Source organism: Streptomyces sp. NPDC057287 (genome assembly GCF_042667905.1).
Lineage (GTDB): Bacteria > Actinomycetota > Actinomycetes > Streptomycetales > Streptomycetaceae > Streptomyces.
This window is the reverse complement of the sequence record NZ_JBHUYV010000005.1, coordinates 323741-339632: the sequence shown is the minus strand read 5'-3', so window position 1 is coordinate 339632 and position 15892 is coordinate 323741. Positions and strand designations below refer to the sequence as shown.

Here is a 15892-nt window from a genome sequence, read left to right as displayed (position 1 = left end):
AGTCCCGGCTCAGGCGGACCGGGGGAGTGGCGGTCACTGGCCCGCCGGTGACGGCTGGTTGAGCGTGCGGTCGTGGAGGCTGTTCGCGGTGGCAGGGATGCCGTCACGCGACAGGTGAACCGCGCCTCGGCGGAGAGGCGGGGCCGGGGATCATGGCGCCGTCACGCACCCGGGACGATGACGATCTTGCCGGCGACCGTGCGGGACTCGGCGAGGGCGAGCGCGGAAGGCGCCTCGGTCAGCGGGATCTCCGCGGCGATCTGCGGGGCCAGCGAGCCGTCGGTCAGCAGGCGCAGCACCTGAGTGAGGTCGTCGGTCATCCGCCGCTGCCAGGACGCCCGGCAACGGCGCTTGCCGGCCCAGAAGTTGTAGAAGTGCGCACCTCTGCCGTTGGGCAGGGAGTTCCACGCCGCCAGCCGGGCGAACAGTTTCAGCACCGGCAGCTGTGAGTTGCCTTCCTGGTCCTTGCTGGCCGCGGTGCCGTAGGAGACCAGCGTTCCGCCGCGGCGCAGTAGTCGCCACGACTGTTCCACCGCGGCGCCGCCGACGTGGTCGAAGACCGCGTCCACCCCGTCCGGGGCGATCTCCCGGATCCTCGTGTACAGGCCCGGGTCGCGGTAGTCGACCGGGGCCGCGCCCAGTTCACGCAGGGTGGCGTGGTGGCGGGGCGATGCTGTGCCGATCACGGTGATCCCGGCGTGACGGGCCAGTTGCACGAGAATGGAGCCCACGCCGCCGTTGGCGCCGAGCACGACGACGACCCCACCGGCGCGGACCTTGGCGGTGCGGTGCAGCATCTGCCATGCGGTCAGACCGTTGACGAGCACACACTCCACGGCGGCCGCGTCCGCCCCGTCCGGTATGGGCATCAGGTCCGCCGCGTCGATCAGCAGGTGACTGGCCCACGCGCCGGTCTTGGTGACCGCGGCGAACCGGCCTCCGATGAGCGCGGTGTCCCCCTCCGGGCCGACCGCCGTCACCGTGCCGACCACGTCGTAACCGGGCACGAAGGGGAACGGCGGCTGGTCGTAGTACTTGCCGCGGCGCATCTGCTGTTCGGCGAACGACACGCCCGTCGCTTCCATCCGCAGGACTACCTGGCCCTTGGCCGGGGCCGACAGCTCGCGGGTCCGCGTCTCGAGGCCGTCCGGCTCGACCGGACCGGGCAGCACGATCTCGGTGGCGCGAATGGTGGCGGTACTGCTGGTCATGGTGTCCCCTAATGCTTCGCCCGTTGGCTTACGGCTGTAACGCTACAGCCGTTAGGGTCTACCGGCAAGATGGGTACGGCCGTAAACTTCGCCGTGTAAGGCGATGGAGGGGGCTCCGTGTCGCTCTCCCCGCGGGATCGCCTTCCCGGTCGACCTCCTGGAGGTCGCTACTGTTGGTGGGAGGGAAGGGCAGTGAGCAACTGCGCGAACGGATGCCGCTGCGGGACGGGAAGCCGCCGTCGGTCTGCGCGCTGTCGCCCGCCTCGACCCCCGTAGGCGTCCTCGTCGTGCGACTGGGTGTGCGTCGTCCGGTGCCCAGGGGGTACGCGAGGTGCGACACCTGCCCGCCCCATCAGAACGGGCGCGCACCGACGGGAGTGACGACATGACTGACCGCAGGCCCTCAGGAATCGCCTACACCGGGGCGAAGCCCAGCCCGCCGCCGATCCCCGCCGACATGCCCGACCAACAGGTCCAGGAGAGCGAGGATGCTCTCGATGTGATTCTCCCGCCGGGGTCCGAACGCCCCGAAGCGGAACCGGACGCCGGGTCCGACGCCGACCGGCCCGACCCGGACGAGGCAGGTTCGGGACGCGACCGGGCCCGCAATGCCGGCGTCCACCCGGAGCATCCCACCCCGGACGAGTCGACGGGGTGAGTCCGGGCCCGTACGGGAGCGTGCGCTCGGCAAGGCGCGCAGGAGCGGCCGGGGCGGCCGGGGCCGGACGCCTCAACTGTGGTCTCCATCAGGCGCGGGGGCCATTGCTCGCGGGCCGGCAGCCGGGCGGAGGGCTGCTGTGCCCGGCTGCGGCCGGGCACAGCGGTCTCAGTGGGATGTGTGTCCGGTGCGGGCTCCGCTTCGGCATCCGGCGCCGCCGATGTAGTACGCGTTGAGGTAGTTCGGTCCTGCGCCCGGAAGCTGGGTGGGGCCGGGGCTGACACAGAGGTGGTAGTCGTTCGAACTGCCGCCCCCTCTGACGTCGACGTGCACCAGCACGGTCGTCTCGCCGCAGTGGTTGTATCCGGCGAACTGGGACTCCCGGACGTTGTACCGGAAGAAGCCGCACTGTACGGCTGCACTCGCGCGTGTCCGGATCGTCTCCGGGGCCCGGGTGGATTCGGCGAACGTCGGAGCCGTGGACGTCACCATCGCAGTTGCTGCGAGCACGCTTGACGCTGTTGCGAGAGCGACTCGACGACCATGGGTCAGGAAGGGCTTCACGGGCAGTCCTTTACGGCGGTTCATGGCGAACGGCTGGCGGGCTTCGCCCGGCTCATGGCGCCGAACCGGGCAGACCGTTCACCCTAACGTTCCGTGCATCAAAGGTCACTCCATGTCACTGGATCGAGTGGTCGGGTGAGGTGGCTGCGGGTCTGGACGAAGCCCTGCGCCGCGTGTCGCGCTGTCGAATCGACGTCAGGTCAGGGAGAGGCACCTCGTCACCGTGGCAGCAGGCGTAAGTTCGGGTCCGCACACCTGGGGCGTGGGCTCCACGCGCATTCCGCCGGACCGCTTCATGCCGGACCGCGTCCTGTAGGACACTCGAACTCCCGACCTGGAGGAGGAACGTGAGCGCTCAGCCTGAAAGCCCTCGGCACCGCCGGATCCCCGCCGTTGCGCACACCATCAACGCCATCGCCGACGCCCTGGGCGGCGCGGACGGCGCGCGCTTCAAGGCGGAGGTGCTCGCGGCGGAGGAGACGGCGGTGCCAGGCGTGATGCGCCGCTGGTGGAAGGCGGCCATGCTCGGCCTCGTCCCCGAAGCGGCGCGTAGCCGGGAGAACGCGCGGAGCGGTCGCTCCCTGCTGTCCGTGGACGAGCTCGACGCGCGGATCGATGCTGCGTGAGCTGGAGCGTCCGGACCGAAGAGATCGCCGCACAGACAGTCCTGGACATGCCCCCGGAGCTGCAGAGGAGGACCGCCAACTTCCTGCGGGCGCTCGCCATCGAAGCCGGAGGCGCCCTCGACCTCGGTCGGCGCCCGCCGGGCGACCCGATGGACGGCATCGGGGTCCGGCACTCCCTCGAGGTGCCCGGTGAACCGATCATCATCGAGTACATGGTCATGAGAGACGTCAAGGAGATCCGGATCCCGGTCCTGGTCTGGTTCCACTGACGTGTTCCGCGCCGTGCGGGAGACACGGCTGCTGACCTTCGGCAGGCGTGAACATCCCTTCAGGCGCGGCCGCTTGACGGGCCTGAGGCAGAGACGGGTTCAGGCGTGCAGGGTGGGCCGGTAGACGAGCTCCTGGATATGGCCGTCGAGCGTCCGCTGCTCGATCAGCTCGAGGTCGAAGTCGGCCGAGCCCTGGAAGACGGGGTCCTGTCCGGTTCGACCTGTGATCACGGGGAAGAGTGTCACCTGGACGCGGTCGACCAGACCGGCGGCCATCAACGCCCGGTTCATCGACAGGCTGCCGTGCGAGCGCAACGGCACTTCGGACTCCTCCTTGAGCCGAGCGACCACGTCCACGGCGTCGCCGCTCACGACCTCCGCGTCCGGCCAGTCGACAGGTCCTTCCAGCGTGGTCGACACCACCGTCGCCGGCGTGTTCCTCATCCGCGTGACCCATGGGTCACGCACCTCCGACTCCTCGGTGCTCGAGGCCAGCATCTGCGCGAACAGCCGATAGGTGTTGGCTCCGAAGACCATCCGCTGCTCCTCTCCGTACAGGGCGAGTCGGTGGGCGAGGAGTTCGGGTCCTTGCTTGCCCCAGTAGCCGGTCCAGTCGCCGCCGGCTGCGCCGAATCCGTCGAGACTGGAAAAGACGTCGAACGTGTAGGTGGCGGTCATGGTGCTCTCCTCGCGTGCCGTTGGTCGTGACGAGCGCCTTCGTGAAGTGAGACTGGAAACCTCGGTGGAACTCATCGCCCTGCACCGCTGAAGGAAGGGGGCGGTACGCCGACGCGCAGGTCGTGCACCGACGGCCCGTGGTGCACCACTGGGCCGAGCGAGGGCACTTTCCTGCGCCCGCTACGCACTCGGATCCGGTCGGCGCCATTCGATCATGAGGATGGTCGCATCGTCGTTCAGGTATTCGTTCTGGTGTTCGAGGATGGAGTGGATGAGTTGACGCAGGGCCTCGGAGGCGAGTTCCCCGGCTGCGGTCGCCCGGATGATGGACGACGTGAATCCGGACAGGCCGAACTGGGATCCGCCGGCCAGGCGCGCCTCGGTCACGCCGTCCGTGTACAGGATGACGCGGTCCCCGGGTTGCAGCGGAACCTCATGGACCACCCGGGGGGACCCTCCGAGTTTGGCGGGCGTACCCATCGGAGGTTCGCCCGGATAGGCGAGAGCGTCCTCCAGGACCTGCTGATCGCGGATGAGCAGGGGCGGCGGGTGCCCGCAGTTGACCCAGCTCAGAATTCCACTGGGCATGTCCAGTTGCATGACGATTCCCGTGCAGAACTGCTCGGGAAGCCAGTCGGACAGCGTGTCGTCCACGGTATGGGCGAGCTCGCGCAACCCGAAGCCCTTACGGCGGGCGCTTCTGCAGCCGGCCATCGCGATCGCGGTGGTCAGCCCGGACGCCAGGTTGTGTCCCATCGCGTCGAGGATCACGGCGTGCAGGGTCGACTCCGTCAGCGCGTGGTCGAACGCGTCCCCGCCCAGTTCGTAGGCGGGCTCGAGAACCGCGGTCGAGATGGCCCGGTCCTCGCCGATCGAGCGAGGTGGCAGCAGCGCCCGGAGCATCTCGGCGGGCAGGGTCATCGTCCCGGTGCGGGCCTGTTGCACGAACCGGTCGCTGAACGCGCGTTTCGACGTGATGGCCATGGCGAGTACGGAAGCCAGCGTCCGGCAGCGTTCCAGTCGTGTGGTGTCCAGGGATAGCACCTGGATGCCCACGACTCCCAGACGTTCCACGCCGTCCACGAGCGGAAGCCATACGATCAGTTCGCCGTTGTCTGTGTCCTCGACGCGCAGGGCGACAGCCCGGAATGCCCAGCCTGCCAGTGACCCGTCCACCGGCAGACGGTGTTCGCCCGAAAGCAGCGTGAGTTGTCGCTGTTGCAGGTCAACCAGGTAGATGTCGACCTGGCGCAGTCCCAGCCGGACCGCGAAGCGGTTGACCATGCCGGGCAGATTCGTCGGGGCGGTGGAATGCACCTCTGCCAGGAATTCGTGCAACAAGCGCTCGCCGTCGCCGGCCGGGGCATCGCTCACAGCAGAGGCCGGCGTAGGGCGCGCCCGCGGCTGCCCAAGGCAGTGTGACGAACGGTGCTGCCGCAGATCATGGCGGACTCCATGGCGGTGGGGGAGCGCCGCGCCTGCGTGGCAACCGGCACCCCGCGAGCGTCGATTTGGCCGTCGCGGCCAAGCCAACCGCCCAGGTGCTCTGTGACGCCACTCCGCAGCACCATCTGGCTCAATGCGCGCGCCGTCCGAGCGCGACGAACGCAAGCGAACGAGAGTTCGACGTGATGGTGGGTGTGTGAGGGGCGCGCTCTCGGCCGGCGGCTGTGGCGCTTCACGTCCCGGGCCGACACGTACGGGCCCGATCGCCAGGGAAGGGCAGGCCTGCCCCGAGTCGGATGTTCGGCTCGGCTCCACCCGTCCCACAACTCCCTCATGGCAGAGGGCGGCCCCCGTATCTGTCGGGTCCCCCGGGGTGAGCCATGGCAGTGACTGCTGGCAGGCTTCCTGCATGGTGATCGAGGGATACGGCGACGGCCCGTTGGGTGCCGGAGAGCCGCTGCTGGCTCGCCCGGGCTTCTGGTCGAACTACCTGTCGGCGATCTGTGCCGGTGGAGCCGACGCCGCGCGTCCCCTTCCGGAGTGGTTCGGCGAGGACGGCGCTGACGTGGATGCCTTGTCCGAAACCCTCTTCGATCCCGACTGCTGGCCCGTGCTCCGGGTGTCCGGCGCCGACGGCTCGCGTGTCGTGGTGGTCTTCCGCAATCTGGAAGGCGACTACGGCACCGACTTCCTGCTCGTCCGTCCGGGCCGGAGCCACCCCCAGCGGATCGCCCGTCGGGAAGGGGGCCTCGCGGGGACCGGGCTGGGATGGCGGGAGCTGGTCCGCATCGCTGACAACCCCGCACGAGAAGCCGACGGTGTCGATGATCCGGCTGCCCGCCTTCTGGTGCTTCTTCCCCTCCTCGACGACCTTGAGGCGCCGGAGGAGGCACCCGCACGGCTCGGTGCCGCCCTGACCGCCGTAGGGGTGGCGCGAGGCACCGCCCTCAGCACGGCCGAGCGTCTGCTGGCCGGCCTGAGGGGGAGAACATGGCACGAACCCGCATGGGGCTCGCCTCTGAGCAGCTGAGGACCGCCGCACCGGTGGCCCGACGAAAAGAGGTATGGCCCCCACCCGTGGGTGGAGGCCACACCTGCTCCGCCCGGTGACCGGCGCAGTCGGAGAAGGGAAACGGGGTCAGGCGTCCTGCTTGGCCCTTGCCATCTCGTGCACCCGGCCGCGGACCAGGAACCAGCCGCCGACCAGCGCGGCGGCGATCAGCGGCAGGCACATCACGGTCGTCCGGCCCACTCCGCCGCCCCACCACATCAGGAACGCCACGCCGGCCAGGAACAGCAGGGTGACGATCTGTGTGTACGGGGCCCAGGGCAGGCGGTACTCGGGCCTCGTGACCCGGCCGTCCTGCGAACGGTGCCAGAACACCAGGGAACAGAGCATGATCATGCCCCAGGTCCCGAGGATCCCGATCGACGCGAAGTTCAGCACGATCTCGAACGCCTGGCCGGGCACGACGTAGTTGAGCCCGACCCCCAGCACTCCGAAGCCGGCGGTCAGGAGAATGCCGCCGTAGGGCACCTGCCCCCTGTTCATCAGGCCGGTGAAGCGGGGTGCGGAACCCGACAGGGCCATGGAGCGCAGGATGCGGCCTGTGGAGTAGAGGCCGGAGTTCAGACTCGACAGTGCGGCGGTCAGCACGACCAGGTTCATCACGCCTGCCGCACCGGGCACGCCGAGCTTGTCCATGACGGTGACGAACGGGCTCTGGTCGCCGGAGTAGGCGGTGTACGGCAGCAGCAGGGCGAGCAGCACCACCGAGCCGACGTAGAACAGGCCGACCCGCCACATGATCGAGTTGATCGCCCGGGGCATGATCTTCTCGGGGTTCTCGGTCTCCCCGGCTGCGACGCCGCACAGCTCGACGGAGGCGTAGGCGAAGACGACGCCCTGGATCACGAGCAGCATCGGAAGCGTGCCGACGGGAAAGACGCCGCTGTCCGAGACGGTGGAGAGACCTGGGGTGTGGCCGTCCATCGGGTGCTGTGTGACCACGAGGTAGATGCCGATCAGCATGAAGGCGACCAGAGCGGCCACCTTGATGATCGCGAACCAGAACTCCATCTCACCGAAGTACTTCACGGAGATGAGATTGGCCGTGAGAACCACGGCGAGGGCGATCAACGCGAGGATCCACTGGGGTACGTCGCTGAACATGCCCCAGAAGTGGGCGTACGTCGCCGCGGCGGTGATGTCCGCGATCGCGGTGGTCGACCAGTTGAGGAAGTACAGCCAGCCGGCCGCGAAGGCGCCCTTCTCGCCCATGAACTCGCGGGCGTAGGAGACGAAGGCGCCGGACGAGGGGCGGTAGAGGATCAGTTCCCCCAGCGCGCGCACGACGAAGAACGCGAAGACACCGCAGACGGCGTAGGCGATGGCGAGGGAGGGGCCGGCGTCGGCGAGACGGCCGCCCGCACCCAGGAAGAGTCCGGTACCGATCGCACCGCCGATGGCGATCATGTTGATGTGGCGGGACTTGAGGTCCTTGCTGTAACCGGCGTCGCCGGCATCCACGTGGGGGGAGCTTGTCGCAGATCCGTCTGCGGCGAGCTGATCGGCTGCTGCCATGCTGCCGTCACTCATGGAGGGGGGTCGCCTTTTGTGAGGGGAAGGTGGTCGGTCCCGGCCGGGCCTGCGGGGGGTGGTGCCCGGCAATGGCTCGAAGGCGCATGATCAGGAACCCTGTGATTCTGGCAGTGCGCAGCGCCTGGCGAAAACAAATCTGAGGTATTTCAGAGGTTTCGGCACAGTAAAGTAAGCGCGTCCCCGAGTGTGGCGGTCGACCCGAACGTGACCCGGCGCCCGGCGCGATGCCCGTTGCGGGTGCTTTCATCCGGTATGGCTATCGGTGGCCGCGCCCGTCGCCGACGTGCGTCCGGCCGTCAGATGCTGAGGTCCTCCACGACGCTGGAGGCCGGAGTGGTGAGGACGCCGTCGAACGCGTCGAGGACGGGGGTGCGCACGTAGGTGCTCTGCAACCGGATGCGGTCGGGGCCGCCGGAGGACTCCTCCGTGCGCGCCCTGCGGAGATCGGCGATGCCGAGCCCGAGGCCGGCGTCGGCGAAGGCGGCCTCGACGCTTCCGGCTTCCGGGGGTTCCAGCGCCGTGTGGCTGAGGGTGAAGCCGAAGGGCGCTCTTTCGTCGCGGTGCATCTCCGCGGTGTACCCGTCGACGCTGGTCAGGCCGAGCGCGAAGTAGTCGTCGCCGAGCGCCCTGCGCAGGTGCTGTCCCATCGGAAGCCCTGTGAGGCCGGCCGTCGAAGGCGATGGGCGCCGTCTGGATGTGGGCGTTGTGGGCGGCCAGGACGATGCGGGTGCCGGGGGCGAGGCGTTCCAGGTGCCAGAGGACCGAACCGGCCATGTAGGCGTCCCGGGCCGAGGTGTCGGCGGTCAGGCCTTCTCCGGCGAACAGGCCTGCCATGGCGCGGAAGGTGTAGTCGCCGTGGCAGGCGCCTTCGAGCTGGTGCAGGACGGTCTCGTAGTCGCGCCGGTCGCTGCGGGACACGTAGAGCGGTTCGAGCGAACGGAACCGTACGAGCAGGCGCGAGAGGATCGCGGTGAGGGCGTCCTGCTCGGCGGAGGGAAGGCGCGCCCAGGCCGGTGCGGCCACGGCTGCCGAGCCGCCGGCGAACGATGCGGCCGTACGCATCGCGGTTTCGATCGCCGGCAGGGTCTCGGGGTCGACGCGGCGCAGGTAGTCGGCGACCGGTGTCAGGGCGGGAAGCAGGGATCCGCCCGCCGCAGGGATGTCGATTCCGGCGAAGCGCACCGGTGACGAGGCCGTACGGTTGTGCCGGCGGACCCACTGGAGGGGCTCGGAGACCCCTACGGGGATCGCCGTGGCGAGGTGGGCCGCCAGGTCGTCGTCCGTTCCCTCTCCACAGGCCCAGGCGTCGAGGGGGAGCCCCTCGCTGAAGCCGTACTCGAAGCCCAGGACGGTGAAGTCGCAGCGCTCGACGAGGAACCGCAGGAGGCGGCGGCGCAGGAGGGAGAACTCGTCGATGAAATGGGAGTGCTCGCCGATCGCGACGACGCGGGAGTCGCCGATGACGTCGCGCAGCGGTTCCAGGTCGTCGAGCGGTGCTTCGGGGTCCACGTGGGTGAGCGGGACGGCGTGCGCGCGAAGCCAGTCCGTGAACGGGACTCCGGTGGATGAAGCAGGCATGGTGAACGGCTCGATTCTCAGCGTGAGGAGGGGCCGGCCGTCGCGGCTTCCACGCCGTCGACGGTGCCGGAGATCATCGTGCGGGCGTGTTCGGTGATGTGGGGGAGCGGCCGGTACCGCCAGGCCGGGGTGAGGAGGCGGTCGACGCCTGCGCCGCGGTGGCGCAGGAGCAGGGCCGGGTTGCCGCCGACGGCGCCGTCGTCGACCACGGAGCCGGAGGCGATGACGGCCCGGCCGACGCGGACGCCGGGCATCACCGGCGTCCCGTGGTCGAACCTGACGTCGTGTCGGGTGTCGGAACCAGCGCCGCTCCGGCGCGAGTCGGGCCGCATCCCGGCCAGGCCTGCGCAAACCGGATCCAGCCCGGCCGGACCGACGCCCACGATGATCACGGCGGCGGCGTCCATCCACTCCCCCTCGGAACGGCACGTGTTGTGCCGAAAGGAAAGTGCACACGCCGCATCCCGTCAAGTACGGCACGTGCCGTGCCGATATGGTGGCGCCATGACCGATCCCCGCCGCGGAGCAGGCCGGACCGAGACCATCATGCGGACGACGCTGGAACTGGGCCAGGAGATCGGCTACGCGAAGCTCAGCATCGAAGCGGTCGCAGCTCGCGCCGGTGCCGGCAAGCACACGATCTACCGCAGATGGCCGTCCAAGGGCGCCCTGCTCCTCGACTCGCTGCTCTCGCTGCACGAGTCGCGCCTGGACTACCCCGACACCGGCGACATCGTCGCCGACCTGCGCGAACAGATCCACGCGGCCGTCGACCTGCTGGGCAGTCCCCCCTTCGGCCCGCTGTTCCAGGCGCTGGTCGGCGAGGCCCAGTCCGACCCACGAGTCGCCGCCGCCCTCAACGAGCGCTTCATCTCACCGCAGGCCGACAGAACCGTCGCCCGGCTGGAAGCGGCACGAGACCGGGGCCAGTTGTCGCCCGCCTTCGATCCGGACCTGGCGATGGCGATCCTCTCCGGACCGCTCTACTTCCAGTTCCTCATCACTCAGGAACCCCTGACCCATGAGTACGTCGACCGCGTCCTCAAGGTCCTCTTCGTCGGCATGGGCAGTCCGTCGTGAAGCGGATCCAGGCAGCAGCAGGGCGCCCGGTGGGTGCCGCGCGGAGACCTGCGAGCTCCTCGGCACCGCAGGTGCCCGGGGTGGCCGCCTCGATGAAGTCGAGGGCGTATTCGGCCGACACCGGTGGCCGCCGGCTGTCTCCTTGCAACGGATTCGCCACAGAACGCCGGTCAGGCCGCAACCTCCCTGGGACGTCAGGCATCCAACCAGTGCCGGCACTCGTCATCGACCCGTCCCAGGGAGCAGACCGTGATCAACAGGCCTTCCGGAGTCCTCGCTGCTGCATCGTTCCTGCTGCTGAGCGCCGCAGGCATCACCGCCGCGCCCGGCGCCTTCGCGGGAACGCCCGGCGGCACCTACGCCGACGACCGAAACTGCGACTTCGACGGTGACGGCTACGACGACGTTCTCACCGGCGCGCCGGGTGGCACCGACGGTGGAAAGCAGGGGGCGGGGTACGTCACCGTGCAGTACGGCTCCGCCGGCGGGGCAGGCACCGCCACGAGCATCCCCCGGGTCCGGACGGCGGTGTTCGGACAGTCGACCGCGGGCGTCCCGGGTTCCGCCGAACCCGGTGACGGCTTCGGCACCGCCGTGGCCACGGGCGACCTGGACGCCGACGGATTCGACGACGCGATCATCTCGCTGCCGGGCGAGGACGAGGGTTCGGTGAGCGACGCCGGCCGGGTGACCGTCCTCTACGGGTCGAAGGACGGGCTCACCACCGCCCGCACCGCCACTCTGCGGCCCGCCGTACCCGAGGCGAACGCACGGTTCGGCCTGGCCCTCGCCGCCGCCCGGCTCGGTGGGGAGACCGACGGCGACCAGCTCGCCGTCGCCGACCGTGCGGGCGCCGACCTGTTCACGTACACCCGGGGGACACTGCGAAGCACGGGCCGCCTCGACACCGATGGAGCCCCCGGGCGCGAGTCGCTGCTGCCGGCTTCCCTGACGACGGGGAACTACGACGGCGACGGATACGCCGACCTGGTCGTGACCGGCCGCAGCCCGGAAGAGGACGGCAGGGGATGGTCAGCCGTGTACATGGGCGGTGCCGGCGGACCGGCGTACACCCGTGATCTCGCCGGTGGCACGGCCACGGCCTCGGGCGACATCAACGACGACGGATACGACGACCTGGTCTACGGCCGGCCCGACCGGCCGGAGGACGAGAACGAGCCCCTCACGGGCGGCATCATCGGTGTCTACCTGGGCACGGCCGAGGGCATGGCGGACGTGGACGACCTGGGCACCCCGGCGCAGGTATGGACGCAGGACACCGTAGGTGTGCCGGGCACGGCCGAGCTCGGCGACGGATTCGGTGCCGACGTCTCACTGGCCGACATCGACGGGGACGGCTACGCCGACGTCGCGGTGGGCGTGCCTGGCGAGGACGTCGGCACGGTCGCGGACGCCGGTGGGGTGAGGGTGCTGCGCGGCTCGGGTGCGGGTCTGACCGCGGCCGGTGCGAAGTCCTTCGACCAGGAGTCGGCAGGAGTACCGGGGTCTGCGGAGAAGGGTGACCGCTGGGGCGGACAGGTCCGCCTCGCCGACACGGATGCCGACGGCCGCTCCGAGCTCCTGGCCGCCGCACCTGGTGAGAACACGTCGGACGGCGTCGTCTGGTGGCTCCCCGCGTCGACCACCGGGACGGTGAGCACCGGCTCGTGGTCGTACGGCGGAGGCTCGCTCGGCACTTCGGGCACCGACGCGCTGTTCGGTGCCTCGATCGATGAGTGAGCCGTGTCCGCGAGCCTCGTCCGTTGTCCGCGAGCAGGATCGGTGCCGCCTCCGGAGCTCCGGCGGCGGCACCGATCGGCTGTCGAACGCGGCCCTGTCGCCTGTGCCCCGGTGATCGATGGGGTCCACCGCTCCCCGGAGCGGTCGGCGGCAGCTCAGCGGCAGCGTGCGGTGAAGCCGTTCGTCGTGAGGCCCTGGCAGAAGGAGGCCTTGGCCGCCGTGTAGCGGGACAGCCGTCCGTCCACGAACCAGGTGGTGTCCGGCGGGAAGTCGAAGCTCCCGTCGGCGATCCCGTCCCAGCCGTAGCGGAAGTCCAGGTTGATGTAGACGACGGAGCGGATCACGCCTCGGAGGTCGTACGTGCCCGGCATGTTGGGGATCGGCCCCTGGTAGTTCATGAGGGAGAACAGTCGCTTCACCCACAGGTCACCGCGCTGCTGTTCGAGGCCGTCCGTCGCTCCTCCGTCAGCGGTGAAGTTCATCATGCCTGCCTCGGAGAGCACGACCGGCTTGCCGTGGTCCTTGGCGAACTTCACGAGCTTGAGCACGTTCGCGTCGTGGTCGAAGTTGCGCCAGACCGCCGCCGGGTTGCCGTGCTGGTCCGTGCCGATGTACGCGTTCCGGCACTGGCTCGCGCCGACGTCGTAGTTCTGCGGAGGCGTGCCGTTGTAGAGGTAGCCCCGGTCGTAGATGGGCAGGCAGAGTTCGTGGGCGAAGACGGAGACACCCATCCAGTCGACCGCCGCGTCTCCTGGGTACATGGCCTCGAACTCGCCCCGGACGGGGTGGAAGACGTAGTCGAGGTTGTGCGCGGTGGACCGGCCGTCCAGGTAGGAGGCCAGGCGGTTGAACGCGCCCTTGTACGAGGAGCAGCTCGCGTCGGTGCAGTGGTAGAAGCTGCTGACCTCGTAGTCGAGGCGCAGCTTGAACCGGGCCGAAGGGTGGCTGTTGGTGAACGCCAGCAGCCGGTCGAGGGAAGCGGTGTGGCCTCCCGCGGCGATCTCGGCGGTGACGGCCCGTGAACGGGCCGCCTTCGCGTTCTCGTCCCCACCGTTGAAACCGGGAGGGTTGTCCTTCCAGCTGATGCCGACCTGGACGGTCTTCCCCTGGTTCGCGAGCAGGGTCGCGAAGTCGCGGTGTGCGTTGTTGACCCAGTCACCGCTTCGCAGTTCGTAGTAGACGGACCCGCCGTCGGCGTTCTGCCCGAAGCCGTTGAAGTCGTCCCACGCGCCACGGGTCGACTGCCCGAGCAGCAGTTCGGGAGCCGTGGCCGCGGCCTTCGTCGTGGAAGAGTCCCGCGTACCGGTGGCCTCGGCGCTCGCGGCGCCCGGCCAGATGAGCAGCCCGGCGAGGGCCGCGGTGGCTGCGGACCGCAGCGCGGCCCTGAGTGGTCGTCCGATCAGCATGTGCGTACCGCTCTCCGTGGTGGGGGTGTGGGGAGCGGGCGCCGTACGCGGGGGAGGAGTACGTACGGCGCCCGCCGGTGAGCGCCGACGGCTCAGGGGGCCGTCCAGCGGTAGGTGGGTGTCGCCACCTGGCTGGTCTGCGTGGTGGGCTGGTAGTTGAAGGAGTACGTGAGCGTCTTGCCCGAGGGGACGGCGACCGGCAGTTCCCAGCGGCTGTCGGCGCCGTCGAACGTCAGGAAGTAGTTCTGCGGTGCGCCCTGGTCGATGCGGTACTGCACCGTGACGAAACTCGCCTTGAATCCCTTGGGAGCGAACCAGACGGTCCCGCCGGCCGTCACGCCTTGCGTGTACGTGCCGTTCCCGGGATCACTGGGGGTCGGCGTCGGCGTGGGGGTCGGTGTGGGCGTCGGCGTGGGGGTGGGCGTCGGGGTCGGTGCCGGTCCCGACGCGCCGTTGGTCCACATCGGCTTCTTGATCTCGTTCACGAAGGCGGCCAGCACGGTGGGATCCGCCTGGACCCGGGAGTCGCCCCAGTTGCCGTTCGCGCAGCCCGGCCCGCCCGCCTGGGCGCCGGCGGCACACTGCCACTGTGTCTGGGCGTCCCAGTTGGTGTTGATGTAGGCGGCCGAGCGGATGACGTCCTTGTTGCGGTTGATCCAGTCGAAGTAGCCGGCGTGCCAGCCGTCCCAGATCGCCTGGCCGCTCGACGGCGCCGGACTGTTGCGGAAGATGCAGCTCGACGTCCTGGCCCCGGTCCTGGAGCCCTGGGGGGCGGCCTCCGAGACCATGGCCGGCTTGCCGTGGCTGCGGGCGAAGTCCAGGACCCGGTTCTGCAGGCCCACCGGGTCGGTGTCGTGCGAGCCGCAGCCCCACTGCGTCTGGACCGAGCGGGAGTTGTAGAAGGAGGACAGGCCGACCCAGTCGACGTACTCGTCGCCCGGGTACCAGGCGTCGAGGTGACCGGGGTCGGTGACCATGTAGTGCCACTCGGGGTGGTCGGTGTTGGTGTTCACGGGCCAGGCGGCGCTCTGCCAGACGGTGGCGACGCGGGTGGCCCCGAGAGCGTTGATCCGGCCCTTGATGTAGCGGAACGCCTCCTTGTAGAAGTCGGAGCTGTAGCAGTTCCACGGGCCGTCGAACTCGTAGCCGATGCGGAGCAGGATGTCGCGGTCGTAGCCCTTGAACCGAGTGATCATCTCGTCGACCTTGGCGCGGTACTGCGTGATCAGGTTCGGGCTGCCCGCGGTCACGTCCGCGTCGTTGCGGCCGATGACGGCACGCAGGGGCTGGTTGTTGCAGCCGGAGGTGGCGTCCGAGAGGTACAGCCCGACGGCCACGGCCGCGCCGGGGTACTCCCGCATCGTGCGGGCGAAGTCGACCGTACCGGCACCCCAGTTCGCGGGGCTGTTCATGCCGGCCAGCGGCTCGGGCGTGCCGCCCAGGACCAGGTTGGTGTACAGGGTCACGCCACCCGGAGCCGGGGCACCGAGGGAGGCCTTGTCGAGCACGTCGGTGCGGTAGTCGGACAGGGTGTCGCTGTCCTGGCCCATGACGAGCATGACCTTGCCGTCGGCGGGGACGCCCCGGCCGGTCACGGAGGCGGAGGCGGACGCCGTGCCCGCCTCCGCCGACGCTGTCAGTCCGGCGAGTGCGATCAGGGCGGTGGCCGCGGCGACGGCGGCTCCCACCGTTCTTCGGACATGGCGATGTCCCGTGTACCTCATGGGTGTCTCCGGTCTGTACGAGGTGGGGGGCCCACCGGCGGTCGCCGCGGGGCGTTCGCATGGTGAGGGCGCACACCGGGCCCGGTCAACACTCCGCGAAAGTTTCGTAGCTAGGCCCAGCTCAGCGCGGTGTGGTTACGAAACATGGAAAGGGCTCCGCATATGCCGAGTTGGTTCTTGCAGGTCAAGGCGGCTCGGCAGGCCTCTGACGGCGCAGTCGTGTTCTTCCCGGTATCGAAACCGCAACTCGACGATAAGTTTCGCGAAACTATTGACAGGTGTTTCGGCTGAGCCTCACCGTGGTCGCACT

Annotated in this window: 15 protein-coding genes and 1 pseudogene; 6 read left to right on the top strand and 10 right to left on the bottom strand. The window is 69.6% G+C overall.

Annotated features, from left to right (window positions below; genetic code table 11):
• Positions 1-161: 161 nt before the first annotated feature.
• Positions 162-1211 (bottom strand): medium chain dehydrogenase/reductase family protein, encoded by a 1050-nt coding sequence (locus tag ACFUNE_RS12250; protein ID WP_383565481.1) that lies wholly within the window; start codon positions 1209-1211, stop codon positions 162-164.
• 385 nt (positions 1212-1596) lie between these two features.
• On the opposite strand from ACFUNE_RS12250, the gene ACFUNE_RS12245 reads away from it, so the two are divergent.
• Complete coding sequence (locus tag ACFUNE_RS12245; protein ID WP_383565479.1) at positions 1597-1869, top strand: hypothetical protein; 273 nt, start codon at positions 1597-1599, stop codon at positions 1867-1869.
• Between the two features lie 168 nt (positions 1870-2037).
• Here the strand turns inward: ACFUNE_RS12245 and ACFUNE_RS12240 are convergent, their stop codons facing one another.
• Positions 2038-2379: a DUF6355 family natural product biosynthesis protein gene (locus tag ACFUNE_RS12240; protein WP_383565477.1), complete on the bottom strand. Its 342-nt coding sequence runs from the start codon at positions 2377-2379 to the stop codon at positions 2038-2040.
• A gap of 401 nt (positions 2380-2780) precedes the next feature.
• On the opposite strand from ACFUNE_RS12240, the gene ACFUNE_RS12235 reads away from it, so the two are divergent.
• Positions 2781-3059: a hypothetical protein gene (locus ACFUNE_RS12235; RefSeq protein ID WP_383565475.1), complete on the top strand. Its 279-nt coding sequence runs from the start codon at positions 2781-2783 to the stop codon at positions 3057-3059.
• A complete protein-coding gene (locus ACFUNE_RS12230; protein ID WP_383565473.1) occupies positions 3056-3328 on the top strand; it encodes a hypothetical protein in 273 nt (90 codons plus the stop codon). Before ACFUNE_RS12235 ends, ACFUNE_RS12230 begins: the two co-directional genes overlap by 4 nt.
• A gap of 99 nt (positions 3329-3427) precedes the next feature.
• On the opposite strand, the gene ACFUNE_RS12225 is transcribed toward ACFUNE_RS12230, so the two are convergent.
• Positions 3428-4006, bottom strand: coding sequence for a dihydrofolate reductase family protein (locus ACFUNE_RS12225; protein ID WP_383565471.1), 579 nt, complete (start codon positions 4004-4006; stop codon positions 3428-3430).
• 180 nt (positions 4007-4186) lie between these two features.
• Positions 4187-5380, bottom strand: coding sequence for a PP2C family protein-serine/threonine phosphatase (locus ACFUNE_RS12220; protein WP_383565469.1), 1194 nt, complete (start codon positions 5378-5380; stop codon positions 4187-4189).
• 481 nt (positions 5381-5861) lie between these two features.
• Here ACFUNE_RS12220 and ACFUNE_RS12215 point away from each other — a divergent pair, with 481 nt between their 5' ends.
• Positions 5862-6482 (top strand): hypothetical protein, encoded by a 621-nt coding sequence (locus ACFUNE_RS12215; RefSeq protein ID WP_383565467.1) that lies wholly within the window; start codon positions 5862-5864, stop codon positions 6480-6482.
• 108 nt (positions 6483-6590) lie between these two features.
• Here the strand turns inward: ACFUNE_RS12215 and ACFUNE_RS12210 are convergent, their stop codons facing one another.
• From ACFUNE_RS12210 to ACFUNE_RS12195, 4 genes and pseudogenes are all read right to left on the bottom strand, one after another.
• Positions 6591-8051 carry an amino acid permease gene (locus tag ACFUNE_RS12210; RefSeq protein WP_383565465.1) on the bottom strand — a complete coding sequence of 487 codons (1461 nt, stop codon included), beginning with the start codon at positions 8049-8051 and terminating at the stop codon, positions 6591-6593.
• A 299-nt stretch (positions 8052-8350) separates the two neighbouring features.
• Positions 8351-8701 carry an erythromycin esterase family protein gene (locus tag ACFUNE_RS12205; RefSeq protein WP_383565463.1) on the bottom strand — a complete coding sequence of 117 codons (351 nt, stop codon included), beginning with the start codon at positions 8699-8701 and terminating at the stop codon, positions 8351-8353.
• 76 nt (positions 8702-8777) lie between these two features.
• Positions 8778-9632 (bottom strand): annotated as a pseudogene (locus ACFUNE_RS12200) (erythromycin esterase family protein); the annotation flags it as partial.
• 17 nt (positions 9633-9649) lie between these two features.
• On the bottom strand, positions 9650-10039 hold the full coding sequence (locus tag ACFUNE_RS12195) for a hypothetical protein (protein ID WP_383565461.1): 390 nt from the start codon (positions 10037-10039) through the stop codon (positions 9650-9652).
• Between the two features lie 97 nt (positions 10040-10136).
• On the opposite strand from ACFUNE_RS12195, the gene ACFUNE_RS12190 reads away from it, so the two are divergent.
• Together ACFUNE_RS12190 and ACFUNE_RS12185 are read left to right on the top strand one after the other, a co-directional pair.
• Positions 10137-10712 (top strand): TetR/AcrR family transcriptional regulator, encoded by a 576-nt coding sequence (locus ACFUNE_RS12190; RefSeq protein WP_383565459.1) that lies wholly within the window; start codon positions 10137-10139, stop codon positions 10710-10712.
• Positions 10713-10961: 249 nt separating this feature from the next.
• The gene (locus tag ACFUNE_RS12185) at positions 10962-12452 is read left to right on the top strand and encodes an FG-GAP repeat protein (RefSeq protein WP_383565457.1); all 1491 of its coding nucleotides are present in this window, start codon (positions 10962-10964) and stop codon (positions 12450-12452) included.
• Between the two features lie 155 nt (positions 12453-12607).
• Here the strand turns inward: ACFUNE_RS12185 and ACFUNE_RS12180 are convergent, their stop codons facing one another.
• Positions 12608-13858, bottom strand: coding sequence for a hypothetical protein (locus tag ACFUNE_RS12180; RefSeq protein ID WP_383565455.1), 1251 nt, complete (start codon positions 13856-13858; stop codon positions 12608-12610).
• Positions 13859-13950: 92 nt separating this feature from the next.
• Positions 13951-15546 carry an endo-1,3-beta-xylanase gene (locus ACFUNE_RS12175; RefSeq protein WP_383565453.1) on the bottom strand — a complete coding sequence of 532 codons (1596 nt, stop codon included), beginning with the start codon at positions 15544-15546 and terminating at the stop codon, positions 13951-13953.
• Positions 15547-15892 lie beyond the last annotated feature (346 nt).